The 24739-nt window shown below is 45.8% G+C and carries 20 protein-coding genes; 7 read left to right on the forward strand and 13 right to left on the reverse strand.

Features of this window, described 5'->3' with window-relative positions:
* The first annotated feature begins 325 nt into the window (after positions 1-325).
* The 3 genes from AC2VDX_RS23375 (at position 326) to AC2VDX_RS23385 (ending at position 2638) form a co-directional block, all read left to right on the forward strand.
* Positions 326-550 carry a DUF167 domain-containing protein gene (locus tag AC2VDX_RS23375; protein ID WP_378171886.1) on the forward strand — a complete coding sequence of 75 codons (225 nt, stop codon included), beginning with the start codon at positions 326-328 and terminating at the stop codon, positions 548-550.
* Positions 551-774: 224 nt separating this feature from the next.
* Positions 775-1164 carry a response regulator transcription factor gene (locus AC2VDX_RS23380; protein WP_378171884.1) on the forward strand — a complete coding sequence of 130 codons (390 nt, stop codon included), beginning with the start codon at positions 775-777 and terminating at the stop codon, positions 1162-1164.
* 19 nt (positions 1165-1183) lie between these two features.
* Positions 1184-2638 (forward strand): HAMP domain-containing sensor histidine kinase, encoded by a 1455-nt coding sequence (locus AC2VDX_RS23385; RefSeq protein ID WP_378171882.1) that lies wholly within the window; start codon positions 1184-1186, stop codon positions 2636-2638.
* A gap of 140 nt (positions 2639-2778) precedes the next feature.
* Here the strand turns inward: AC2VDX_RS23385 and AC2VDX_RS23390 are convergent, their stop codons facing one another.
* The 6 genes from AC2VDX_RS23390 to AC2VDX_RS23415 form a co-directional block, all read right to left on the reverse strand.
* Positions 2779-3228 (reverse strand): hypothetical protein, encoded by a 450-nt coding sequence (locus AC2VDX_RS23390; protein ID WP_378171881.1) that lies wholly within the window; start codon positions 3226-3228, stop codon positions 2779-2781.
* Positions 3229-3455: 227 nt separating this feature from the next.
* Entirely contained in the window at positions 3456-4463 is a 1008-nt protein-coding gene (locus AC2VDX_RS23395; RefSeq protein ID WP_378171879.1) for a hypothetical protein, read from the reverse strand.
* A gap of 364 nt (positions 4464-4827) precedes the next feature.
* Entirely contained in the window at positions 4828-5370 is a 543-nt protein-coding gene (locus AC2VDX_RS23400) for a hypothetical protein (protein WP_378171877.1), read from the reverse strand.
* A gap of 198 nt (positions 5371-5568) precedes the next feature.
* The gene (locus AC2VDX_RS23405; RefSeq protein ID WP_378171876.1) at positions 5569-6159 is read right to left on the reverse strand and encodes a retron system putative HNH endonuclease; all 591 of its coding nucleotides are present in this window, start codon (positions 6157-6159) and stop codon (positions 5569-5571) included.
* Positions 6156-7433 (reverse strand): AAA family ATPase, encoded by a 1278-nt coding sequence (locus AC2VDX_RS23410; RefSeq protein WP_378171874.1) that lies wholly within the window; start codon positions 7431-7433, stop codon positions 6156-6158. The genes AC2VDX_RS23405 and AC2VDX_RS23410 overlap by 4 nt, the downstream gene beginning before the upstream one ends.
* Positions 7434-7441: 8 nt before the next feature.
* On the reverse strand, positions 7442-8392 hold the full coding sequence (locus AC2VDX_RS23415) for a metallophosphoesterase family protein (RefSeq protein ID WP_378171872.1): 951 nt from the start codon (positions 8390-8392) through the stop codon (positions 7442-7444).
* A 144-nt stretch (positions 8393-8536) separates the two neighbouring features.
* On the opposite strand from AC2VDX_RS23415, the gene AC2VDX_RS23420 reads away from it, so the two are divergent.
* A complete protein-coding gene (locus tag AC2VDX_RS23420) occupies positions 8537-9559 on the forward strand; it encodes a hypothetical protein (protein ID WP_378171870.1) in 1023 nt (340 codons plus the stop codon).
* Between the two features lie 90 nt (positions 9560-9649).
* On the opposite strand, the gene AC2VDX_RS23425 is transcribed toward AC2VDX_RS23420, so the two are convergent.
* Positions 9650-9805, reverse strand: coding sequence for a hypothetical protein (locus AC2VDX_RS23425; protein ID WP_378171868.1), 156 nt, complete (start codon positions 9803-9805; stop codon positions 9650-9652).
* 213 nt (positions 9806-10018) lie between these two features.
* On the reverse strand, positions 10019-10720 hold the full coding sequence (locus AC2VDX_RS23430; RefSeq protein WP_378171866.1) for an N-acetylmannosamine-6-phosphate 2-epimerase: 702 nt from the start codon (positions 10718-10720) through the stop codon (positions 10019-10021).
* Between the two features lie 123 nt (positions 10721-10843).
* Between AC2VDX_RS23430 and cobN the strand changes: the two genes are divergently transcribed.
* Positions 10844-15016, forward strand: coding sequence for a cobaltochelatase subunit CobN (gene cobN / locus AC2VDX_RS23435; protein WP_378171864.1), 4173 nt, complete (start codon positions 10844-10846; stop codon positions 15014-15016).
* Between the two features lie 98 nt (positions 15017-15114).
* A complete protein-coding gene (locus tag AC2VDX_RS23440; RefSeq protein WP_378171863.1) occupies positions 15115-15849 on the forward strand; it encodes a Uma2 family endonuclease in 735 nt (244 codons plus the stop codon).
* A gap of 44 nt (positions 15850-15893) precedes the next feature.
* Here AC2VDX_RS23440 and AC2VDX_RS23445 read toward each other — a convergent pair whose 3' ends face one another.
* The 4 genes from AC2VDX_RS23445 to AC2VDX_RS23460 all read right to left on the reverse strand — a co-directional run bounded on the left by AC2VDX_RS23445 (position 15894) and on the right by AC2VDX_RS23460 (position 22274).
* Positions 15894-16211, reverse strand: coding sequence for an EAL domain-containing protein (locus AC2VDX_RS23445; protein WP_378171861.1), 318 nt, complete (start codon positions 16209-16211; stop codon positions 15894-15896).
* Positions 16212-16273: 62 nt separating this feature from the next.
* A complete protein-coding gene (locus AC2VDX_RS23450; RefSeq protein WP_378171859.1) occupies positions 16274-18076 on the reverse strand; it encodes an ATP-binding protein in 1803 nt (600 codons plus the stop codon).
* 11 nt (positions 18077-18087) lie between these two features.
* Positions 18088-18984 carry a phosphate/phosphite/phosphonate ABC transporter substrate-binding protein gene (locus tag AC2VDX_RS23455; protein ID WP_378171858.1) on the reverse strand — a complete coding sequence of 299 codons (897 nt, stop codon included), beginning with the start codon at positions 18982-18984 and terminating at the stop codon, positions 18088-18090.
* Positions 18985-19577: 593 nt separating this feature from the next.
* Positions 19578-22274, reverse strand: coding sequence for a PAS domain S-box protein (locus AC2VDX_RS23460; protein WP_378171856.1), 2697 nt, complete (start codon positions 22272-22274; stop codon positions 19578-19580).
* 794 nt (positions 22275-23068) lie between these two features.
* On the opposite strand from AC2VDX_RS23460, the gene AC2VDX_RS23465 reads away from it, so the two are divergent.
* Entirely contained in the window at positions 23069-23569 is a 501-nt protein-coding gene (locus tag AC2VDX_RS23465) for a DUF4149 domain-containing protein (RefSeq protein WP_378171855.1), read from the forward strand.
* 95 nt (positions 23570-23664) lie between these two features.
* On the opposite strand, the gene AC2VDX_RS23470 is transcribed toward AC2VDX_RS23465, so the two are convergent.
* Positions 23665-24657, reverse strand: coding sequence for a DnaJ C-terminal domain-containing protein (locus AC2VDX_RS23470; protein WP_378171853.1), 993 nt, complete (start codon positions 24655-24657; stop codon positions 23665-23667).
* Between the last annotated feature and the right edge of the window lie 82 nt (positions 24658-24739).

The raw sequence follows: 24739 nt of genomic DNA on the forward strand, positions 1-24739 counted from the left end.
AAGAGCGAATTTGGACCTACCAGTGGATTTCAAAAATCGAGCGCTCAAAATTTAGAACGAGTTGTGCTATCGACTTACCTATTGGATTAATTGTTATCGTCAAACCCGATTGACAATCAGCTAAATTTGTGAATTTGGCGTTGCCCTTCAAAAAATAAGATATTAGATACTAATGAGACTAACTTCTATCTCCAGAAGGAAGCTAATATAAACTATATCTGTAACTTTGAATACCCAAAAACCGGCGTTGAGCGATCGCGTGGGTTAGAAAATTTATTGCCAACCCCGATAATGGCTGCAACGACATCATTATCACCCCAATCCCATGAAGAAACAAGTAAAAGTTAAACCTAATTCAAAAAACCAAAGCATCGAGGAAGCTGAGGACGGTAGCCTCACGGTACATTTGAAATCGCCACCTGTGGATGGTAAGGCGAATGAAGAGTTAATTCAAATACTCTCTAAAAAATTTAATGTATCAAAATCAAGAATTATTATCAAATCGGGTTTATCGTCAAGAAATAAGCTGGTTGAAATAGATGACGGTTGAGCATAATTTTAAAATATAGCAGTTTATGGGTAAGGGTGTTGCTCCGACTTCAAGCGATCGCTGTCCCAATTTTCCCTTTCTACTCATCCCCCTTGCCTTGAAATAAGCAAAAATTTAATTTTAGAAACTATCTATAGGTAGATTTAAAAATATCAAACCCAAAACCTAAAATTCAAAAGGGAATAACTCAACCTGGTACACTTGAACGAAAAGGTCAACTCAGCATGACACACGTCTTACTGATCGATGATGAAGAGGCATTACGTGCCAGTCTCAGCTACGCCTTAATTAAAGAAGGCTATCAGGTAACAACTGCTGCGGATGGGCAGACTGCCCTCAAGTTGTTCCACAAGCAAGTGCCAGACGTGATTATTTTAGACTTGATGCTACCGGGCATTGATGGGATGGAACTCTGCTGGCGCATCCGAGCATTTTCTAATATCCCGATTTTGATGCTGACAGCCAAAGACCAAGACATTGACAAAGTTTGGGGATTAGAAGCGGGTGCAGATGACTATATCACCAAACCCTTCAACACTCGCGAACTCCTCGCACGGATAAAAGCTGTCCTCCGGGGTCGCGCTGTTGGTCAACAGTCTCTACAGGAAGATTAAAAAAATTGAAGTTGCACCTTTGAAAAACTTAAGGGGTTGGTTAGCAATTCATATCCGATGGAATTCGATTTACCGGAAACTGTTAGTTACCTACCTAGCACTCACCGCACTAGGAACTTCCATTCTGGCAAGCTATATTCTGTTTTCTTTCCATGCCTATTTCATGAGGACGAGACAGGCTGATTTAGATGCCTGGACGACAGCCCTCAGCGAGAGCGTAGCTGACGCCTTGGAGGAAAAGGATCTCAATCGGGTGCGAGTGCTAGTACAACGCTACGGTTCACCGGAAGCAGTCACCCTGCGCGTCTTTGCACCTGATGGTCGCCTGCTATTCACCTCCGCCCCCCGGCTAGATCGGCAAGTCCCCAACTGGTTGGCTGTTGCTGGCGTGAGGGAAGCGCTGCAAAATCAGCCGACGCAAGGAGTGGCGAAAGGGATTCTCTCCAACGATGACCGAGTGTATGCAGCACGACCGATATTGCGGAATGGTCGTCTGCTCGGTGTGCTGCGGATGTCGATCACTTTAGAACAGTTTCAGCGTCAGTTTCGCCGCATCATTTTCACCGTTCTCGGAACGCTCTTCGTGACGCTCTTGCTTTGTGCGCTGATTAGCGAAAGCCTTGCCCGTAATATTGCTAGACCGATTCAGGCGATGTGCCACTTTGCAATTGAAGTGGGTGGAGGTCATTTAGGTGAGAAGCTGAACATTCGTCAAGATGATGAAGTGGGTCAATTAGCCAGTGAATTGAATCGCATGAGCGAACGGCTGGCTTCCCTAGATAAGGAGCGGCGGGCATTTCTAGCGAATGTGTCCCACGAACTGCGGACTCCTGTCAGCAACGTCTATGTCACGCTAGAGGCGCTCGCCAACGGAGCTGCTGAGGAACCGGAGTTACGCGATCGCTTCATCCAGACTGCACAGGATGAAACCATGCGCCTGTCCAGGCTAATTAAGGATCTGCTGGATTTGGGACGACTCGAAGCAGGCGTAACGCCACTAGAACAGCAGCCGCTAAAGCTGCGAGACTTGATCGAACGGGCGGTACGAGCAATGGAATCCCGTATGCTAGCCAAGGAAGTAAGTATCAGCGTGGAGGTTGCTGATGTTCAAATACAAGGCGATCCAGAACGACTATTGCAAGCTTTTCTGAATATATTGGACAACGCCATTAAGTTCTCAGTTGCAGAGTCTAAAGTTTTTGTCTCAGGCAATGTAGAAGGTGCCCAGGTTTCAGTAAAAATTCGAGATCGGGGAACCGGAATTAGGGAGAGCGATTTGCCCCGCATTTTTGAGCAATTTTATACAGCAGATCCCTCGCGCAAAGGCAGCGGAACGGGTTTGGGGTTAGCGATCGCGCGGCGAATTGTGGAAGCACACGGCGGCACAATTACCGCTACTAGCACTCCGGATCAGGGCGCAACTTTCAGCATTCGCCTTCCCCTCGACACCGCCGCAGAGAAACGAAAGAGTTAAGCTGGTGTTTCGTTTCTCTGTTCTGACTTCTCTTCACAGAAGTAGAATTGCCACCAGCCAATCAATGTACATCGCTCCTTTAGATTCAATGCAATGAGCGGAACAATGTACATTGACCTTTCTTTCCTAATAACTAATCTCTAGTTACTAAAGGCATCCTTGATGCTATCAACAGTACGTTCAACAACATTCTTTGTGTTATCTACTGCTTTCTCAGTCCGAGCCGCATCTTCATTTGCTCTTTTCTCAATTCGCGCCGCATCTCTGTTGGCTTTGCGCTCAACGAAACTACCATTGCCATCCGTTGCGTCCTCGACTCGCTCGGCATTTTTATTTGCAGTTTCTTTTACCTTGTCTTTGGCATCTTCGATGAAATTCTTGGCTCGTCCAGTATCTTCATGGACTTTTCCTTTAACCTGATCGCTCGTGCCTGCCGATGCGATCAAGTTTGCAGTAGGAGCAGCCATTGCTGAGGTGTTTGAGAAAAATGCACCCTGCCAAACAAAGGCGATCGCTGACACACAAAACAGCGTTGTAGCCAGCCAGCGTCCTACAGTCGAAAGCCGTTTCGTAAAATAATTCAGTTTCATAGAACACAATCTCATTAGGTTTAGCATCCTATATTTACTTCATCTGGCTTATCAGCTAAACCAATCTCTAGATAGATGTTTTCCAATCATAAATTCTTAGAAGAATTCACTCTTTTGATAGATTGAAAAAATGCCATGCAGCTTGCACAGTTTAAACTTGATGTAGCAACAACCTAATAATTCTACTTTTATTAGGCTACAGTACAAGCTCAATGCCTGAATTTATTTCATTTGTGAGAAGGAGTGCCACCGTCTGCGGGTGGAGTCGGCTCAGATGCTAATTGAGAAGCAGTACTACCATTTGCGGATGTAGCGGTTTCAGTATCTTTTTTAGCTTGCCACAAAAGTGTTTTTATCTTCTCTAAATGTTCAAATGGCAAAACTGTACCCTTAATAATCTTTAGTTTAGTAGTACCGCTAGGACTTTCTGAGTGTTTTCGGACTTCCTGCACCAGCTCTTTAAAAACCTCAATCGCCTCGTCTACTTTAGGATTTACTCCTTTAATTTGATTCAAATGTTTACTGACTTCCTCGAAGTCTCTGGGGTCTAAAGTCGCATCTTTGGTAAACTTCAGCTCAGTCAATCCTCTGGGACTTTCTGAATGCTTCCGCACTTCCTGCACTAGCTTGTCAAAATCTTTAATCGCTTCATCAATAGGTTGTTGCGGCTTTATAGTTCTTGCACCCATCTCGTCTATCCCAGTTTGAAGTACCGCGACCAATAGTCGATCCTGTAGAGCGCGAAAGATCAAAGTACCTGCGGAACCAGCAACTGCTGAGGTTGCTAACAGGACAAAAGCCGTTTCTGGTCGGACAACCGCTATAGCAGGGGGTGCAGCAAGGGCACCAATTAGCAATCGCGCCACCACGCCTAAATCAATCACATTTCTAGCATGAGCATAGGCAAACTTTACCGCCAAATCATCATCGGTCGGCTTATGCGGTAACTCAATATTTCCCTGTAGATTAAGCAGTTCGTAGACTAATCCACCAAGGCTTCCAGCAGCGAGGATTACCCCAAGCATCATCCAAAATTTGCAGTCAGCTAAATTAGGAGTTTCTAAAATTTCTTTGACATTTATCTCCCAATTTTTGGGTTCGCTTTGATTAAAATTTGGAATAGGACTGGATGTAGGTAGTATTGAACTTGGGGAAATGCGTTGACTGTAGGCTGCTGTAGCAGTCAGGCTAGTACTTAGAAGAAAACCTGAAATGATAATGTTTATGCGCTTCATCTTTTAGTTACTTACTTGTACTATAAAAAAATTAAATCCTGTTCAAAATATGGTTCCAGTTAAAAAAACTGCTATAGCAATCCTATTTGAATTGTGAGATGTCAGCGGTTCAGATCCCTGACAACTCCTACGAAGTTGGGGATCTCGCCTTCAGGAATCATTTAGAACTGCTATATATCAATCTTAATTCATTCATGAACTCTTCTCTCTTTCCTTCGTGTCCTAAACGAAGAGAGCGCAGCCTACGCCAACGCGCCTAAAGCGAAGAGAGCGCATCCCTCTCGCGCATCCGCGCCGCTACGCGAACGCGAACGTTAGTTTGTAACAAAAGAAGATTTCACAACTCATCTAAGACTGCTATACCTCAAATCTTATCCGTTGTTTTAGAAATCATCAGGGTGGCAATGTAGGCTGATTTTCGAGTTTGTGAACCACTAATGGGAGCTGGCTGAAGGTCTACAAACTTAATATTATAGTTGCCAGCAAAGTTTTGAACTGCTAATGCTGGACTTCCACCACCACTAATTAAAACAAAATCCCCTATATTTTGACTATCTTTCCAAATATTTACCACAATTTTTGCTCGTCCCGCCCAAATACACTGGACATTAATAGGACAGCGTGAATTTTCTGTAACTTCAGTAAATCTTACCCAAATATTTTCAGCGCGTAAGATAGCTGTCTCGTTCAAACCTATGTTAAACTCGCTATTTAATTGAGTAATAATTAACTTGTCGCCTTGTTGAGCGAGTGATTGGGAAGGCGGCGAGGTAATCTGAGCAGATTGGACAGGTTTACTGGGTGGTTGAGTGTCTTTTTGTGCTAAGGATAGTGATTGAATACTGAAACCAATTGCACAAGCCAAGACAAGAAGTAATAATCTAATTTGGAGATTCTGCAATTTCATAATTTTTGTTGTTTTTTATATTTTTTAATAGAATGAAATATTTTGTCTTGTTGGGAGATTAAAAAGTTAAGGGTTCGCAGTGAAATAGGCTAATGCTGTAGATGCGATCGCGTACTTCCTCCTATCCATTAATCTAGCTCAATATTAAGGATAGTACGCCTTAAGGATATACGCGATCGCAGCACAAAACTCTTCGTATTACCCGTTGGCATCAGGTTGCTCGAAGCCTTGGAGCAGCTTTTGTTTCTCCTCATCTGTGAGCGAGTCAATGTCTTCTAAGATGACCTCAATCGCTGCACGACGCATTGCATTCAGCTTAGGAATATCGAGTCCAAGCTGATCAATTGTTGTCTGGGCAGCAGATTTTTTCTCTGGAGCCTCTGTTGCTATAATCTGTCCATCATCGGTATACCTGAAAAACTCAGCACAGTTCGCATCCAGAGGCGAAACTATCAGATGCTCGTCGTACCAATCATCTTTCTTGCTCCCACAGTGCAGGGGTTCTTTACGTTCTCTTTCTCGTTGGCATGAAGCCAATAGATTCGTGTACTCTAGTGCTAAGTTTGGATAAGTTTTCCTGGGCTTTAGATGCTCGACATGGCTGGTGTCTCTGGTAATTCTCCTCCCGCAGTAGCAACAGATATAACCCTGTTCCCGCAGCAAAGCATCATGCACCATTGGTTTCTGTGGTGTACTGAGGTTATCCCAAGCGGGTATCCAATCCTCGTTCCTCTGCTCTTTCCATTCCGAGAAGCCTGTCGGTTCCTCACCCTTTTGGATGTATCTCACCGACTCAAAATCTCCTTGCGTCGGATGGACACACTCGCCTTGACTAACTCAGGCTCCGACTCTCCGATTTCATCAACGATTTGTTGGCGCAATTGCCTAGCACCGTCAAGATCCCCCTTGTCGATGAGTCGAAATAACTCTAAAAGATGATCCTTAATTTCCTGCGGACGTGCTGGAGTATCCATGAGGTCTTCTAGAATACGATTGCTGTCTCTCCCATAAGAACTTTCTGGACGTTTGGCAACAACACCTTCAGTGGTCACTGAGCCTTGCCGAAGTGATGTTGCCTCTAGAATATAGATTCCATTAGGTTTAACTTCGCTAATTACCTGTGGTGAATGGGTTGTAACGATGAACTGACAATTAGGAAATGTTCTTGTTAGTGCTGGAATAATTTTGCGTTGCCATTTCGGGTGAAGGTGTAGTTCAATTTCGTCAATCAGAACAACGCCCTCCCCTTGGAGTGGATTTTCTAAAGATGGGTTTGCGATCGCTAACCGTATTGCCAAATCTCCCACCATTGCCAATAAGCATTTCTCGCCATCTGATAGTTGATTGACAGTGAGTTCCTGACCTTGTTTTGTTACAGTCATTCGCAAAGGCGATCTTCTCACCCGCAATTTTGAGAAGTCTGGTGCTACAGAAGCGATCGCAAGTCTCACTGCTTCCAACTGGCGATCGCGATAATCAGGGTTATCCCGCCGTTCTTCGTTCTCCACATCTTCCAAAGCCCTAAACCATTGGAAGAAGTTGCTGAAGTTGATTTGCTTCAGAGTTATTGCTTGCTCATAAGCATCTATTGGCTTAAAGTATGCTTCTGGAAAAATCTCCAGAGGAGTCTCAATAACAGTACGATCGACTCCGTAGTACACTGCTAAAGGTATGTTGGCATTACTGTTAGTTTCCAATTGCTGGCGTATGTTATCAACAAGCGCTGGTAACTGACTCAGCTCGCTGCTTGCTTTTTTACTGCTTCCTGTGCGGACTGAGGTGAGAGACCATGTTACTTGCTGCCAATCAAGTTGAATTGTAATCTCCTTGTGTGTCTCTTGGTGTGTATTTGTAATGTCTTGGTCACTGAAAAGACGTTCAGTGCTTGAGGGGAATCGAATACTTGCTACAAAACCATACAAAAGAATGGCAAGACAATCGAGAATACTTGATTTTCCCACTCCGTTGATACCGATGAGTACGTTTGGCTCATCTGTTTGGAAATCTAGCGTCATGTCGCTGATTCCCCGAAATGAAGTCATTTTCAAGCGCTTGACTTTCATAGTTTGAATCAGGCTGATTGTAGAGGAATGATGCCTTGGTCGAAAATGCGGTTATCGGTGCCGATACCGCTAATGATTATTCTGTCTGGATACACATTAAATGCGGCAAAACTCAGCTGACTAGCAGAATGTGCCGTCCATTCTGAACTATCCACCGGGCGGAGTCCTGCACCTGCTCCACAGATGAGATAGGTAGTACCATTGATGGACTGAGTGCGCTCATAATGGTGGTCGTGACCGTTGATGTAAAGTTGCACTCCGTACTTTTTAAATAGCGGCGTCAAGGTTTGTATAAAGGGTTGATTGACCCCATATGCACCCGATGAATAAATCTGGTGATGACCAAACACAACTTTCCAAGGCGCATCGCTACTGCTGAGTTCTTTTTCTAACCATTTTAGTTGCGATTTCCAGTCAGCATTATCATTAGTATCTAAAGCAAAAAATTGTACGGGGTTGCGGCGAAATGTGTAGTAGCGTCGTCCCTGCATATTAAAGCCTGGATAGCGCACTTGGGGGTCACCATTATCGGTGCGGATGTCGTGGTTGCCTAGACAAGCTTGAAATTTTACTCCGCGCTGCAATAAAACTTGATACGGACGCTCAAAAACATCAACAATTTTCTCGATTTCACCGTTGTTATAAATATTGTCACCAGCAAGAATTGCCAAATCGAAGGGTTTTAGCGCGTGGTAACGAGCCATTGCCGCCGCCACAGCATACTGGCTTGTCGAGCCGGTGCCGGTATCAGCTACGGAGACAAAGCGCAGGAGAGGGGATTGTGATGAACTAACGGTTGTCGATTTGGAGCCTAAGTTGGAGGGAGAGGGTTTTAAAGCCTCTGCTGAGTTGATATCCTGACTCTGAGCGATTTGGCTGCGGAATTTTCTGACCAAAAAAGCTAAGCCGAAGCCACTGAGGCTACTTAAAATTAGAAAGTCACGGCGTTTAAGGGGCATGGATTACTTGATTAAGAGTTACGTAAGTTGGGCGCAAGTCGATTAAAGCAGAATAGCAAAGTGGTAGATTAGGGCTGTGAAGGCAGCATTCGGTAAAAATTTACCGTAATTGCACCTATTTGCACTGCCCTCAGGGGAAATTCGATGTCAGAAGATCAACCGAAACAGCCAAAAGCAGCCAAACCAGCATCCCAAACGCCGACGCCCACGGGGGCAAAAAGCCAATCGGGAAAAGCCCTCCAGCAAATTTGGGCTAGATTCCAACCCGTTCTGAAAGTGCAAAGCCTTAAAACTCTGCGTGGCACAATTCAGGTGCTGGAAGGGGTTGTCGAAAAACTGGAGGCAGAACCTACCGTACAGTTACCCTCAAGGACTCCTTCTCCTCCGGAAAAGGTGGTATTTCAACCTACTGAGGGGGTGACAACGCAGACAAAAGAAGTGACGACAGAAGCACCAGCACTGGCTACAGAGACGCCAGCCCTAGAGACAGCTGCGGACACGCCAACACCTGAGACACCGCCTGCTGAGGTGGTGCCTGTGCCAGCGACGCCGAGTCCTCTAGAGAGGTTCCGTCAGAGTTGGATGCGCTTTGTGATGTTGTGGAATGCGACGCTGGCGAGAATCCGCTCAATTCTGCCAGAAACAATCAATCAAAAGCTGTCTGATACGGCTTTGTCGGGAGCGATCGCAGGCGTTCTTCTCGTAGTACTCTGGACAACAGCCGCCCTGATACCTGGGAAGTCTCCTACTGACGTGGCGATTCCGACTTCACAAATCACCACTCCACCAGAATTAAAAGCGCCTGAAGCACCGGAACTCGTGGAAACTGCCACGCCGCCTCCCCCAGTGCTAACTCCAGAGCAAAACCTGATTGCGTCTATCCAAAATCGAGTCGCTGAAATTACCAGCCAATATGAAAATGGGCTGATTCAGTCGATTGAAGCTAACTTTCCAGGCAGCTTGCTAATCGTGAAGCTAGGAGATGCTTGGTACAATCTCCCTGTCTCCAAGCAGGACAAATTAGCTGCTGAAATGCTGCAACGTGCTAGAGAACTCGACTTCAGCAAGCTACAACTAGCCGATTCTCAAGGCAACCTGCTAGCGCGTAGCCCAGTCGTGGGAAACACGATAGTGATTGTGAAGCGGCGTCTACTAGCGGCGAGTTAGTTGTTGCGTCGGTGCCGCCAAATCCAGATAAAATACTTTTTTTGGTCATACCTTCGAGGCATCGAGGGTATTTTTGTTTTTTGTGCTTAACTACCGATTTCCCGCACGCACCGATTGCGCCGGATTTTTAAAGTCCAAACTTTGGGTTGGCAGCATCCAGGTAATCAGCAATCCCTGAAACGCACCCACTGCAACCAACGCCCATAAAAATCCTGTTTTCCTGATGACTCGTGGTAAAGCGTGCATAATAATTACCTTAGGTAGCGCCCTAGCACATTTACAATTTTTTAGACCACCAAGATAACTAGAGCGATCTTTTAGTGCCTCTACCTAAAGTAGTATATCCCAGTAACTACCTACGTGCTTAGACTAAATCTATAAACCAACTTCTGTTTCCGGGATAGTACTGATAATTAAGTAGTTAAAGTTGTAATTTTTACAATATTTTTTAGCTAAAACTTATGAATTATCGCTATTTTGGAAAGCAGCACGGTACATTTTGACGTTGTAATCTATACCTGTAATCGCGGTACCAACGACAACAGCATAAGCTCCCAGTTCCAAAGCGTGTTTAGCCTGCTGCGGTGAGGCAATGCCACCTTCACAAATCGCTGGAACGCCTATCTGCTCTACTATTTGGGCGAGAAGATCGAAGCCAGGAGGGACAAAATTTTTCGTTTGGGCAGTGTAACCATAGAGCGTAGTCCCTACAATATCAGCACCAGCGGCAGCAGCAGCGATCGCACTCTCTATCGTATCCACATCAGCCATCACCGGCTTGCCTAATTCATCGTGAATCCGGGTAATGAGTGTTTCTACCGTTTCCGCGCCTGGGCGATCGCGTAAAGTAGCATCAATAGCGATAATGTCCGCACCGGCTTGAGCGATCGCTTCCGCGTGTTCAAACTGCGGCGTAATATATACTTCGTACCCCGGTATCTGTTGTTTCCACAGCCCGATAATCGGGGAAGCTACCCGTTCCCGTACTGCCTGCACATGAGCAGGTGTATCAATTCTGACACCGACAGCTCCATTCAGGATAGCTGCTTGCGCGATCGCGGCAATCACCGACGGCTCATGTAGAGGCGAGTCAGTCGGAGCCTGACAAGATACAATCAGACCTTGACTCAGAGCGTTCAATCGTTGTGAATTTTGGTTCATGGTTCATCGTCAAATGCCATGAACATTGAACAACGAACTATGAGCTTTGAGCAATCAACTTTCAGCTAAGTGTGAGAAATTCATACCTTGGCAAGAGCCAATCTAAAATCTAAAATCGCTATTATGCATCGTCTAGCCGCTACTCCTGGGGGATGGAATCCTGACGCTGAAGGTGTCATTTTTATCGAGCAAACCCCTGCTCCCATCGTCCTTCTCACCGCAGCTGACACCGATATTCAAACTCTCGCCGCCGCCATATCCAAATTGCCAGAGGGATTTCCAGCGCTACGAGTCGTCAATCTCTTGCAGTTGCAGCAACAGCTCAGTATTGATACTTACGCTGAGGAAGTGCTAGAGCAGGCGCAGGTAATTATTCTACGGCTACTGGGAGGACGTTCCTACTGGTCTTACGGGTTAGAAGTGGTACGCGAGACAGTGCAACGAACTGGTGCAGCATTGATTGTCTTGCCAGGAGACGATCGCCCCGATCCTGATTTAATCAGTCATTCTACCGTTTCTCTATCAGTAGTTAACCAGTTGTGGCGCTACCTCATCGAAGGCGGAGGGGAAAATTTCGCCAATGCCCTAAAATTTATTGCAGATGTTTGTCTAGAAGGTAGCTACAATCCCCCAGCACCGCAAGAAGTTCCTCGCGTGGGGCTTTATCAATGGGAAATGGAGAATGAGGAAGGAAATACTGATTTTCTATTTCCAATTAAGAAAAACCTAACCCCCCAGCCCCCTTCCCTACGAGGGCAGGGGGAGAATGACTCCCCTTTCCGGCAAGGAGAGGGGTTGGGGGAGAGGTTAGCTAAGAAAAACCTAACCCCCCAGCCCCCTTCCCTACGAGGGCAGGGGGAGAATGACTCTCCTTTCCTTGCCACAGAGGGGTTGGGGGAGAGGTTAGAGGCGAAAGTTGGTATTTTGTTCTATCGCGCCCATTATTTAGCTGGAAATACGGCTGTAATTGATGCTCTTTGCCAAGCTTTAGCTGCACGCAAATTAGAACCTGTCCCTGTTTTTGTCTCTTCCCTGCGAGATCCGGATGTGCAAGCAGAAGTGTTGCAACTACTCCAACCCAAAGATGCAGAACCCATACAAGTTTTGCTCAGTACCACCAGCTTTGCGATTAGCTCATTACCAATCGCTAATGGTCAATTAGCGATTAGCAATGAGCCATTAGCACTCAGCACTTTAGATGTACCAGTGTTGCAGGTAATCCTCAGCGGTGGCACGGTGGAACAGTGGGAATCTGGGTTTCAGGGGCTATCGCCACGCGATATGGCGATGAATGTAGCGCTGCCAGAAGTGGATGGGCGGATTATTAGCCGTGCGGTTTCGTTTAAGGCGGTGCAAACTCGGAATCCTCAGTTGGAAACGGATGTGGTGATTTATGAGCCGGTACGCGATCGCATTGAGTTCGTCGCTGACTTAGCCTCTAATTGGGTAAAACTACGCCAAACTCCACCATCAAAGAGGCGAATTGCCCTGATTTTGGCTAATTATCCCAACCGAGATGGGCGTCTTGCCAATGGTGTTGGGTTGGATACGCCAGCAAGTTGTGTGGAAATACTCAAGGCGTTGCAGTTGGCTGGGTATCAGGTTGAAAATATTCCGGCAACTGGAGATGAATTGATTGGGCTTTTAACGGCTGGGGTGACGAACGATCCGGAGGGGCAATTGCGCCCAGTACGGCAATTTGTCTGTGAGGAAGAATATCAGCAGTATTTTGCGACGTTGCAAGTGGGAGTGCAGAAGGGAATAGGCGATCGCTGGAGTTCGGTTTTGGAGATGAACCGCCAAGACGCGATAGCGAAGCGGGGCGAAGCCCACGACACCAAGGAAGAGAGGGAAGAAGAGAGATTTTTTGCTGTTCCTGGTATTTTTCTGGGTAATGTTTTTGTGGGGATTCAACCAGCGCGGGGTTACGATATTGACCCTAGTTTGAATTATCACGCCCCGGATTTGGAACCGCCTCATCGTTATCTAGCTTTCTACTATTGGGTGCGACAACATTTTGAAGCTGATGCAATCGTTCATGTGGGGAAACATGGGAATTTGGAATGGTTGCCGGGTAAAAGTGTTGCCCTCTCTGAAAATTGTTATCCAGAGGTGGCGTTAGGGGCGTTGCCTCATCTTTATCCTTTTATTGTTAATGACCCTGGTGAAGGTTCGCAAGCCAAGCGTCGCGCCCAAGCGGTAATTATTGACCATTTAACGCCGCCGATGACTCGCGCTGAACTTTATGGTTCTTTGCAACAATTGGAAGGTTTAATTGATGAGTATTATGAAGCTCAGAGTTTAGATCCGTCGCGCCTGCCAGTAATAAGCGATCGCATCACTCAATTAATATTGCAAGAAAACTTACAGCAAGATTTAGGGTGGCAAGAGCAAGCAGACTCTTTAACTCAAAACTCAAAAGTAAGCATTCAAAACTCTCTTCTCTCCCATGCTGATGGGTATCTGTGCGAATTGAAAGAAGCTCAAATTCGAGATGGGTTGCACATTTTTGGGCAATGTCCGCAGGGGCGACAACTCAGGGATTTGATAGTGGCGATCGCTCGTCATCCCGGTACTCATCGTATCGGCTTAACTCGCGCTCTAGCCCAAGATTGGGGTTTAGATTTCGACCCCTTGACAGCCGATCCCGCTTTCCCCCTCCCTGTCGGCGGTGAGGGTTGGCGTGGGGTGACATCCTGCCGCACTGTCGGAGATGCAGTTGAGGCATTAGAACAACAAGCAGCTAACTTGGTGGAATATTTACTCATCGCCCCCCCCCCTGTCATTCCTTCTTGCCCCCTCCCCGTTAACGGGGAGGGCTGGGGTGGGGTAGACGTAGGCGATCTTACGCAAAGAGAAATGGAGTGGATACGCAACTCCCTCCTTCCTTCCCTGCAACAAACCACCCAAGAAATCGCCAATCTATTGCGAGGCTTAGATGGGCGCTTTGTCCCCAGCGGTGCCTCTGGCGCACCGACACGGGGACGCCCGGATGTTCTGCCTACGGGTCGCAATTTTTACTCAGTTGATATTCGGGCTATTCCCACAGAAACGGCTTGGCTGGTCGGACGCAAAGCAGCAGAAGCCTTAATTGAACGATATACGCAAGAAAATGGCGAGTATCCTAAAACACTAGGACTATCCGTATGGGGAACTTCCACCATGCGGACTGGCGGCGATGATTTGGCAGAAGCGCTGGCATTGTTGGGAGTGCAACCCGTGTGGGATAGTCCCTCGCGGCGGGTGGTAGATTTTGAAATTTTGCCAATATCTGTCTTAAATCGTCCCCGCGTCGATGTCACGCTGAGAATCTCTGGCTTTTTCCGCGATGCTTTTCCTAACTTAATCGATCTATTCGATCAAGCGGTGACAGCTGTAGCGGCGCTGGATGAACCGCCAGAACAAAACCCTTTAGCAGCGCAAGTTAAACAAGAAACCGAGTTATGGCAAGCATCTGGGTTAAATCAGGAACAGGCAGAAATGCGATCGCGCTATCGCATCTTTGGTTCTAAACCCGGTGCCTACGGTGCTGGATTGCAAGGCTTAATCGAAGCCCAAAACTGGACAGATGACCAAGATTTAGCCCGTGCCTACATCAACTGGAGTAGTTACGCCTACACTAGCACCGTAGATCCCCCCAATCCCCCCTTAAAAAGGGAGGCGCACGAAGACATTTCTTCTCCTCCCCTTAGCAAAGGAGGTTTAGGGGGAATCTCCGCCCCAGAAGCCTTTGAGCAGCGTCTACGCCAGATGCAAATCGTGTTGCACAATCAAGATAACCGAGAACACGACTTACTAGATTCAGATGATTACTATCAATTTCAAGGCGGTTTAACAGCAGCCGTAAGGGCGTTGAGTGGCAAAAATCCTCAAACTTATTTTGGGGATAATTCCCTTCCTGAAAACCCCAAAGTGCGGCAACTGCGCGAAGAAATTGCGCGAGTATATCGTTCCCGTGTCGTAAATCCAAAATGGATTGCCGGAGTCATGCGTCACGGTTACAAAGGTGCATTTGAAATGGCAGCAACCGTAGATTATCTCTTCGCCTACGATGCCACAGCAAATTGTGTGGAAGATTTCATGTATCAAGGAGTTGCAGAGGCGTACTTATTCGACCAATCTGTGCAAGATTTCATCCAGCAGAAGAATCCTTGGGCATTGCGAGATATGGCAGAACGGTTGCTAGAAGCCAATCAGCGGGGATTGTGGCAAAACGTCGATCGAGAAATGGTGGATAAGTTGAGAAACTTAGTTCACCAAGCCGAAGCCGTTATCGAATCTACAACACCAATTTAATAAAAAAAGCTGACGCTAAAGCCCCCCAATTGAGCGGGGGGTTGGGGAATCGTCTTTGAGTAATTAAACTTGAAATAATACAAGCGCGGGGATTGGCAATGTCAGAACCGATGACCTTAGCAGAATTAGCCGACGGGATAACAATTCCTCCCACACAAGATGAACTGCCCTACGATGATGGTGAGACGATGGAAAGCCAGCGCCATGTTTTGCAAATGCAGCTGCTGATCAACACTTTATTGCTGTTGTGGGCAGAGCGCCAGGATGTTTTCGTTGGTGGCAATATGTTTGTGTACTACAGCCTGGAACAAGTACGCAACAAAGACTTTAATGGGCCAGATGTATTTGTGGTGCTAGATGTACCGAGGCGAGAACGCAAGAGTTGGGTGATTTGGGAAGAAGGCAAAGGGCCAGATTTGGTAATTGAATTATTATCAGACAGCACCGCCCAGCAGGATAAAAATGAGAAGAAGCAAGTTTATCAAAATCGCTTGCGAGTCCCGAATTATTTCTGGTTCGACCCTTTTAGCGGTGAGTGGGCGGGTTTTGCCTTGCAAGATGGTATCTATGTAGAAATTCAACCCGATGCCCAAAATCGACTTATTAGCCAGCAGCTAGGATTAGCATTGGTACGCCGGGAGGGAATTTACCAGGGAATAACTGCCCGTTGGTTACGCTGGGAAACCCTAGAAGGTGACTTGTTGCCAACACCTGAAGAATTGGCACAACAGGAACGACAACGAGCAGATGAAGCTCAGCGGCAGGCAGTAGAGTTAGAGGCAAAACTAGCTCGTTATCGGGAACGGTTTGGAGAACTACCTGACTTGGAATGATTTGGTGACAAAAAGGCGATCGCTCTCCTACTCATCCAAAGCTATCATCGAATCGGCTCCTTCTCTGAAAGTCTCAAGCTACAGGAACATTTAGAAACGGATACACAACTAGAATGCTTGGCTATCTTTGAGAAAGATTTTTCGAGTATTTTGGTAATATCCTCAGCCGCTTGGGGTCGCCAGCAAAAGTAATCTTGCATCTGTTCGCATTGGAGATTTTGCAATAAATCTTTTTGCGCTTCTGTTTCCACGCCTTCCGCAACCAGTCTCAAATTGAGTACCTTTCCTAACGCTGCGATCGCTGTACTAATGGCTGCATTATTGGAGTCTTTTGTCAATTCTCGAACGAAGGATTTGTCCAATTTTTAGCAATAACTTCGTTAAGCTTCGCTAACGCATCCCTTAAACTATAAGAGGACAACCCTTAAGAAATTGCCATAGGTTTTGACCGATTTGACCTCTCTCGCTCAGTTGCAGTAGAGCCTCTCTGGCTTTGACGCATCGGGATTTCAATCCAAAACTCTGCTCCCTGTCCCGTTTCGGAAATGCACCGAAGCATTCCTGAATGCTTCTCTACTACAATTTGATAGCTAATTGATAGTCCCAGTCCCGTTCCTTGACCAACTGGCTTGGTAGTAAAAAATGGATCGAATAGCCGTTTTCTTACCTCTTGGGTCATGCCTAGTCCATTATCAGAAATTCGCACAGCGACACGGTCGGGGTGCAAAACTTGAGTGCTAATCCTAATCCTAGGGGATTGTTCGTGGTTCATGGTTGATTGTTCATTGCCATGAACGATGAAACATGAACCATGAACTGCTTCCAGAGCATCAATAGCATTGCTGATAATATTCATAAATACCTGATTCATCTGACCCGCATAACACTCAACTAAAGGCAAATTCCCGTATTCTTTAACCACCTCAATGGCGGGATGCTCCGGCTTAGCTTTCAATCGATTTTGCAAGATTAAAAGAGTGCTATCTATCCCCTCGTGAATATCAACTGCCTTCATGTCTGCCTCGTCGAGGCGAGAGAAATTCCGCAAAGAAAGGACAATTTGACGGATACGCTCAGTGCCAATTTTCATCGAAGATAGGATTTTATCTAAATCTGCAATAATAAAATCAATCTCAACAGTTTCGGTCTGTTCTTTGATCTCGGTAATTGGGTTAGGATAGTGTTTTTGGTAAAGCTGCACCAGTCTCAGCAAATTTTGCGTGTATTCGCTCACATAAACAAGGTTGCCGTGGATAAAGTTAACTGGGTTATTAATTTCATGAGCCACACCAGCAACCATTTGACCAAGGCTAGACATCTTTTCGGTTTGAATAAGCTGGGCTTGGGTTTGTTGCAAGTTTTGCAAAGCTTGCTGAAGTTCGGTTTCTGCCTGCTTGCGTTCGGAAATTTCAATTTCTAAGTTTTGGTTTAACGCAATCAGTTCAGCAGTCCGATCAATTACTTTTTGCTCTAAAAAATGGTAAGATTCTGCAAGTTTCTCTGCCATTTGGTTAAACTCGCAAGAAAGTTTTTCGATTTCATCTCCTGTCTGAATATTTAGGCGATAATCTAAATTGCCTGTACCAATTTTTGTGGCTCCCAATTGGAGTTTTTTTATAGATAAAATGACTGGGATTAATATTAAGTTCATTTGAACGCTAAAAATTAGAAGAATCAGACCTGTAGTGGCATATCCAATGATGTGGGTAGTCTGTTTGAATTTATTTGATTCTTGGCTTGCTAGGGTATACTGCTGCTGAACGCTACTAACCAGAGAATCTAAAGAGAAATCAATATCTTCTTTAAAAGAATTGATCGTTCTGAAATCCTGCTGAGTCTCTTTAAGGGTAGAAGGTGTATCGCGCAGCTCTGTGGCTAAGCGGACAAGAAAACTGTGGCGACGGCGAACAACTGTCAGTTCTGAATTTTCCGACATCAGACTTTCTAAGTCATCCAAGTTAATGATAAAATCAGACATCGCCTTGTGATATTTTGCCATGTCTGAGGGGTCGCGGTTGAGGATGAGATAGTTCCTCAGTGCGGCGATCTGATCTCTTAAAGAAACTTTTAGATTCAAGACTATACGGTCAGCTTGAGCGGCTCTTTCTCGGCTGGTTTCGGTAGATTTTTCCACTTGGTTGAGCCAGTATTCGCTCCCAACTGTGAGAGATAAAATTAGTCCTACTACGGCAATAGAAGAACCAATAAACTTAGTTAATATTTTCATTACATTCGGCTTTATTTCAACTTAAGACGCTCTTGGAGCTTTCTAATCGGTGTATAGTCTCGATCTTCTACCAGAGTATATCCAGCCGACTGAGAACCGCTAGGGTCTAGCAGTCCTTCTGGAGAATTGACAAATGCCTTCTTGAGGTCGATTATCAGGTGGGATGGAAGCTTACTAGAGACGACAATGGGCGAAAGAGGAATTGGGTCAGATTCCCAGATAATTTTGTATTTTGAAGGATCGATATTTCCCTCTTTTTGTTGCTGGAGATACGACCGTTTATCATCTGCGATCGCATCCACGTTTCCAGCTAATAAAGCTGCTTTTGCCTTGTCGTGGCTACCCGCATACTTGACTGTAGCAAAGTCGCGTTCGGGGTTAATACCAATGTCTTGAAAGTGAGCTAAAGGCACTAAATAACCCGAAGTCGAGGATTTACTCACAAAGGCAAATCGCTTACCTTTTAAATCTTTAAGAGTTTTGATACCACTGGCATTATTAACAACGATCGCGCTTGTGTACCAAGGTCGTCCAGTTGTTCTTTCAATCGGCGCAACAATTGGCTGAACTTGAGGATCTCGAAGATGTGCCTTCACATACGACAGGGGTCCCAGAAAAGCCATTTCCACCTTCCCTGTCACCAGTAAATCTATAGATGTGTCGTAGTCTTTTGTAATCTGGAATTTAACAGGTTTTCCTAATGTCTTGCTTAGATAGTCAGCTAGTGGCTGAAGTTGCTTTTCCTGTTCTGCTGAAACTTGCCACGGAATCACCGCCATATTTAGGGTTGTTAGTTCGTCCCCTGTATTGCTACTATCACTCGCTGGCTGAGGATCGGTGCTTGGTGAGGTGGCTCTGGTGTTTTCGCTTGGCTGAGTACAGGCTACACAACTGTACGTAACTGTCAAGGCTAGGATGAAGCAAGTCACTGCTCGTCTGTAGGAACGATTCCGTGTCCAAGATAGATGTTGTTGCATTTTGTTTAAGGTTATGTTTACCTTTTAAATTTTTGCTGCGTCTAGAGAATAATGCCACTTTCCAAAATCATGAAAACAAAACTTTTTGAAATATAATCTTTTCGCATCCTAAATTAAGTGGTACTATGAAAGATCAGGATTTAAATTTTTAGTTCGCTGATTTAGATTCATGCTTTCACTCAATCCTCATTCTTAAGAGGATTGTAGAAAATAAACACTGTGTTTTTACGGGTTTTTAAGCTTTTCTTTCTCAAACCCAAAAACCAGTTTTAAGCGATCGCTCATCTATCCACCCACAGCCGCTCCTAAAGCGGAGAATTAATGGGAAAATAACTTCAAAGCCCTGCTTTCCAAGGATTACAGCACTAACCAGGATTGCCTTGAAAATCCCTTCCGTCGTTTGTAATCGGGGCTAGCTGACTGACAAATCTTTCCGTGTAGGGAATGGTTGAGGTGCAGGAAACCCAACAGCAGCCAGTGTTCCGCCCTAGTTACTCAGTCCTGAGTCCTCAGCCCTGTTTTGGTCAATTGCCTTGCTTTAGACTTTGTTTCACCGGAATCTCCACAACGAACTCGGTTCCCTCTCCCGGTGCCGACACGCAACCTATCGACCCTCCATGTTTTTCTGTGACAATCTGATAGCTGATTGCCAATCCTAGCCCGGTGCCCTGACCGATTGGCTTGGTGGTGAAAAACGGGTCAAAAAGTCGTGCCTTGATGTTCTCACCGATGCCAGGACCGTTATCTGCAATTCGCACAACAATTTTGTTCGCGTTCAAAACTTCAGTGCAAATCTGGATTGTCGGTAATGGGGAATTGGGAATGGGGAATTGGCTATCAGAACTTTTTCCCCCAGAACCCATTAGCTTTTGACTTTTAGAGATTACCCCTTCCAGAGCATCTATGGCATTGCTCAAGATATTCATAAACACCTGATTGAGTTGTCCGGCATAACACTCTACTTCTGGGAGCGTGCCATATTTCCTAATTACTGTAATCCCTGGAGAATCTGGTTTAGCTTTCAGCCGATTCTGCAAGATTAACAGCGTGCTATCAATACCCTCGTGGATATCAACCGGCTTCATTTCTGCTTCATCCAGGCGGGAGAAGGTTCGCAGAGAGAGGACAATCTGGCGGATGCGGTCAGCGCCTAGCTTCATCGAAGCGACCATTCTAGGAAGGTCTTCGAGGACAAACTCAATGTCTAAAGCCTCAACTTCCTCTTGAATCTCTGGCGCAGGATTGGGATAGTATCGCTGGTAGACTTTCATTAGATTGAGCAGGTCTTGCGTATACTGCTCGGTGTGGATGAGATTGCCGTAGATAAAGTTAACGGGGTTATTAATTTCATGCGCCACCCCGGCGACCAGTTGACCCAAACTGGACATTTTTTCAGTCTGAATTAATTGGGATTGGGTCTTTTTGAGTTCGTGCAAAGTTTGCTGCAACTGTTGGGCTTTTTCTCGTTCCTTCGCTTCCGACTGGCGCAAGGCATCAAGAGCTTGCTTGCGATCGCTAATATCATTGTTAATTTCTAGTCTGGCGGACACCTGACCAAATTCATCTAATTGCAGCGTCCATCGGCTCGCTACGGTGATTTGAGTGCCATCACGCTTGGTGTGGATCAATTCGCCCTCCCAATTCCCTTCACGCAGGCATATCTCTAGAACTTCCTCTCTTGGTAGGGGAAAGGCAGTTTGCAAGAAGGTGTGGATGTACTGACCTAGTGTTTCTGCTTTTGTCCAACCATATAGCCGTTCAGCGCCCTGATTCCAATAGCTAATATTGTCATTCAAATCCCGAATGATAATCGCGTCACTGGCTAAGTCAAGCATCTCCATGTTCTGCCGCAAGGCTTTCTCCGCCTGCTTGCGTTCGGTGACATCTTCAATCGTACTGAGGATACCAATGACTTTCCCCATCGCATCATGAATGGGAACTTTGTTAATATCCACCCATAATTCTTCATCGTTTGGCTGAATCAATCGTTCGATGCGATGCAGTTCCGGGGTATCCGTTGCCATCACGCGACGGTCGTCTTTGCGGTATTTTTCTGCAATTTCTTGCGACCACAAATCATGGTCTGTCTTGCCGATAATGTTCTCTGGATTGCTAATTCCGGTGATTTGACAAGAAATCTTATTACAGCCTAAGTAGACGGAGTTTCTATCCTTCCAGAAGATATATTGGGGAATATTATCTAAAATCAGTTGCAGCAGTTCTGCGCCCTTGCGAATTTCCTCAGCGGCTTTGCGCTCGGTGATATCATTGCCAAATTGAATTACATCAACCAATCTGTCTTGCTCGTCAAACCGCTTCAGAACATTCCAATTGATAATCCGTTTTTCTCGATTCTGGATGGTCAAAACTGTTTCATAGTCGCTCACGCCTCCCTGCTTCAGCGCGGATAATAACTGCTCGACGCCGCTGTACTCGTCGTCAGCATAAAAGATTTCCCACCAGTTGCGTCTAATTAATTCTTCGGCGCGGTAGCCAGTCACCCGCTCAACAGCAGGATTGACAAATGTAATCGCCCCATCAAGCTTTAGCCCGACAACCAATGCTGGTGTAGTCTGAATAATAAATGATGTATAGTCGCGTTCTTTGTGAAGTTCATTCTCTGTCCGATAGCGATCGCTCATCTCCCCATAAATAAGCCTGTAAACCCACAAAACAATCATAAAATTTAGGAATACACCGCTTAAAAATGTAATCAGAGAGTCACGAGCCTGGTTTTTCGCTTGTTTGTACCGCTCCTTCAACAACTGCTTTTGATCATTTTCCAAGTCATTGACGAGCTGGCGGATATTATCCATCACCGCCTTGCCTTCATTCGTCTTCACCAACTGCTGTGCGGCTTCAAATCCTTGGTTTTCTCGTAATTCGATTGACTGCTTCAATTCAGCAAATTTACTTGCAATCAAAGACTCCAAGGTATCGATTTTCTGCTGTTGATTGAGGTTATTTTCAGTCAATCGCTTGAGAAACTCAACTTGTTGATTAATCGCTAGTGTTGCCCTGTAGTAGGGTTGTAGATAAGTCTTGTCTCCGGTGATCAGGTAGCCACGCTGTCCAGTTTCAGCGTCCTTGATTCGGGAAAACACATCATCAAGCTGATTAATGATCGTAAAGGTGTCGTCTACTGAGTTATTTGCTTGCACAAGTTGGGCGATACTCCGGTACGAAATCCCACCAATGGTAATCAGTAGGACGGTTGCCACTCCTAGCCCTCCTGCAACCTTGTAGAAGAATTTCCGATGCAAGTGCTTTGCTGAGCTGCCCTCAGTGGCTGCGTACACTAGATCAGCTTCATTTTTAGGCAAGATAGCTTTCATTATGGTGTGTTTCGATTGACTGAGGTTTAGGGTGAACGATAACAAGTAGCAACTTCCAGACTTAGAAAGCGAAGTTTGATTGTATTTCTCGCATCAGTGAAGAAAAGCCTGTAGTGTTCTCCAGATGAGCATCTTAGTTGGGCAAGGGCATCCACAAAAGACTCTGTAAATCTGATTCCATCCTTGTCTTAAAGGTATATTTACCTAATAAAGTTCATCCTTTAGACAGATGTTTTTTATTAATTTTATTTGCAAACACAAGTTGACCGATATCGGAAGAACGAGGCAAATGTTAAGCCTGTTTGCGATCTTGAGTCCAAAAAACTTTTAGAGCAGCGTCATCAAACTCTGTTGCGGCGCAATTTCAACTTAAAAAACGTCTAGACGGAAATCTTGGTTTCAGGGTTTCACACATCTTAAACGGGTCTGGAGCGCGATCGCCTTCTTTGGAGGCGGTGATGATTCAGCGACTCGCACCCGTTTTCGCTCGCAAGCGATCGCGCTTTACCAAGCCGATAGTGCATCCTGACTTTGCCACTGAGGAATTTACTGAAATTCTGAGAATTTAACTAAATGTAAATTTATAACATCAAAACTGCGAAAAATTGAAAAAATACTTCATATCATTTCTAAAAACAATTCGATAAGCTGAAAGAAGACAGAAAGTTGAGGACAATTATATGACCGCTTTTTCTAGCGCTGGATTAAAGCAACCAGCATGGCAAACAACCGTCACCTTGACGTTAGCTTTCTGGCTTAGCGGCAGTCTGCTTTTGGACTGGGTAATTATGCCCAGTTTGTTTGCAACAGGGATGATGACTCAACCTGGATTTGCAACAGCTGGCTATTCAATTTTCTGGATTTTTAATCGGATTGAATTATTATGTGCAGCCTTAGTGTTAACGGGGCTGTTGGTTCTTCACCGCACTCATACTACTTCCAAGCTGGGAGGGCAGAGAGTAATTTTCTTATCCCTGTTCCTGCTGACAATTGCCATTATTGATACATATTTCTTAACCCCACAAATGAGCGCGATGGGGCTACAGCTCAATCTTTTTGAACCCGCTGTTGGTATTCCTGCCGGGATGAATCAAATGCACGAGGGCTACTGGACATTAGAAGCGTTGAAGTTGATTGCTAGCGGTACGTTGTTGGGTTTGTGCTATCGCGATCGCGCTTAAACAGCAGTATTTCAATTGCAGCCCAGAATCCGTCAGACTTCAGTCTGCGGCTATACAAGAAATTAGCCCTGCTAGCGCGGGCTAATTTTTTAGCGTTATGGCAAATCGAGACGGGGCTTAAAAGTTTCGATTTGCCGCAGCTTTTCGTAGAGTTCCCGTTCTTGGGAAGTCACCGTTTTGGGAACCACAACCTGAATTTCGACTAACTGATCGCCGCGATCGCCTCTACCTGTCGGGTAGCCTTTCCCAGCAAGGCGCAGGCGCTTCCCGTGTCCGACACCGCTAGGAAGCGTCATTTTCACCAAACCATCCAAGGTAGGCACTTCCACGGCTCCCCCCAACACTGCCTCGCTGGGAGTGACTGGCAATTGGCAGAAAATATCCGAAGCTTCTACTTTAAAGAAGGGGTGGGGCGATACAGTAATTTTGAGGTATAAGTCGCCACCTTCAATGCCCTGACCCTTCAGCCGGATGCGTTGCTCGTTGACCATTCCGGGTGGCATATCCACTTCCAGCGATCGCCCATCTTCCAGACGAATCCGCTCTCGTCCTCCCTGATAAGCTTTTTCCAGGGGCATCGTCAGTCTGGCTTCGACATCGCGGCGACTAGGGCGCGAACTCACTGTGTAGGATGTTTTTGTGTTGCCAGGGCGGAAGGGATCGGATGAGGCAACCCTGGCGCTGGGACTGGGTGCCTCGGTGGCTACACGGGTTTCCCGACGCCCTAGCAGAGTATCGACAAAGCTGTTAAAGTCCGGGTAATCGTCGTATTTTAATTCCTGTGTGTCGTTGCGACCGTTGTTAGAGCGAGTCCCCCAGGCTTTACTCCCCTTCGTCCCTTTTGCGCCCTTAAACCCGCTCCGGTTCCAGAAACGGCTGAACTGATCGTATTGCGATCGCTTCCCAGGATCGGAAAGAACTTCGTAAGCCTCACCGATATCCTTGAACTTTTCTTCTGCTGTGTTGTCGCCAGGATTCAGATCGGGGTGATACTGCCGAGCTAGCCGCCGATAAACTTTCTTAATTTCGTCGCCGGAGGCATCTCTGGCAACGCCCAGCATCTGGTAGTAGTCCCGAAAATTTTGCATAGTTAATTAACGATTAGCTTTTAGCGATTAGCTGTTACCGATTAGCTGATTGAGCGCTAGATATTCACAGTTTTAGCAGACA

Source organism: Coleofasciculus sp. H7-1, from assembly GCF_057473865.1.

What these genes read in the sequence shown, in the direction of transcription:
- AC2VDX_RS23375 (WP_378171886.1), top strand. Translation starts at nt 326, where the DNA reads ATGAAGAAACAAGTAAAAGTTAAACCTAATTCAAAAAACCAAAGCATC.
- AC2VDX_RS23430 (WP_378171866.1), bottom strand. Translation starts at nt 10,720, where the DNA reads ATGAACCAAAATTCACAACGATTGAACGCTCTGAGTCAAGGTCTGATT.
- cobN (WP_378171864.1), top strand. Translation starts at nt 10,844, where the DNA reads ATGCATCGTCTAGCCGCTACTCCTGGGGGATGGAATCCTGACGCTGAA.
- AC2VDX_RS23395 (WP_378171879.1), bottom strand. Translation starts at nt 4,463, where the DNA reads ATGAAGCGCATAAACATTATCATTTCAGGTTTTCTTCTAAGTACTAGC.
- AC2VDX_RS23425 (WP_378171868.1), bottom strand. Translation starts at nt 9,805, where the DNA reads ATGCACGCTTTACCACGAGTCATCAGGAAAACAGGATTTTTATGGGCG.
- AC2VDX_RS23410 (WP_378171874.1), bottom strand. Translation starts at nt 7,433, where the DNA reads ATGAAAGTCAAGCGCTTGAAAATGACTTCATTTCGGGGAATCAGCGAC.
- AC2VDX_RS23450 (WP_378171859.1), bottom strand. Translation starts at nt 18,076, where the DNA reads ATGAAAATATTAACTAAGTTTATTGGTTCTTCTATTGCCGTAGTAGGA.
- AC2VDX_RS23415 (WP_378171872.1), bottom strand. Translation starts at nt 8,392, where the DNA reads ATGCCCCTTAAACGCCGTGACTTTCTAATTTTAAGTAGCCTCAGTGGC.
- AC2VDX_RS23390 (WP_378171881.1), bottom strand. Translation starts at nt 3,228, where the DNA reads ATGAAACTGAATTATTTTACGAAACGGCTTTCGACTGTAGGACGCTGG.
- AC2VDX_RS23440 (WP_378171863.1), top strand. Translation starts at nt 15,115, where the DNA reads ATGTCAGAACCGATGACCTTAGCAGAATTAGCCGACGGGATAACAATT.
- AC2VDX_RS23465 (WP_378171855.1), top strand. Translation starts at nt 23,069, where the DNA reads ATGACCGCTTTTTCTAGCGCTGGATTAAAGCAACCAGCATGGCAAACA.
- AC2VDX_RS23420 (WP_378171870.1), top strand. Translation starts at nt 8,537, where the DNA reads ATGTCAGAAGATCAACCGAAACAGCCAAAAGCAGCCAAACCAGCATCC.
- AC2VDX_RS23470 (WP_378171853.1), bottom strand. Translation starts at nt 24,657, where the DNA reads ATGCAAAATTTTCGGGACTACTACCAGATGCTGGGCGTTGCCAGAGAT.
- AC2VDX_RS23380 (WP_378171884.1), top strand. Translation starts at nt 775, where the DNA reads ATGACACACGTCTTACTGATCGATGATGAAGAGGCATTACGTGCCAGT.
- AC2VDX_RS23400 (WP_378171877.1), bottom strand. Translation starts at nt 5,370, where the DNA reads ATGAAATTGCAGAATCTCCAAATTAGATTATTACTTCTTGTCTTGGCT.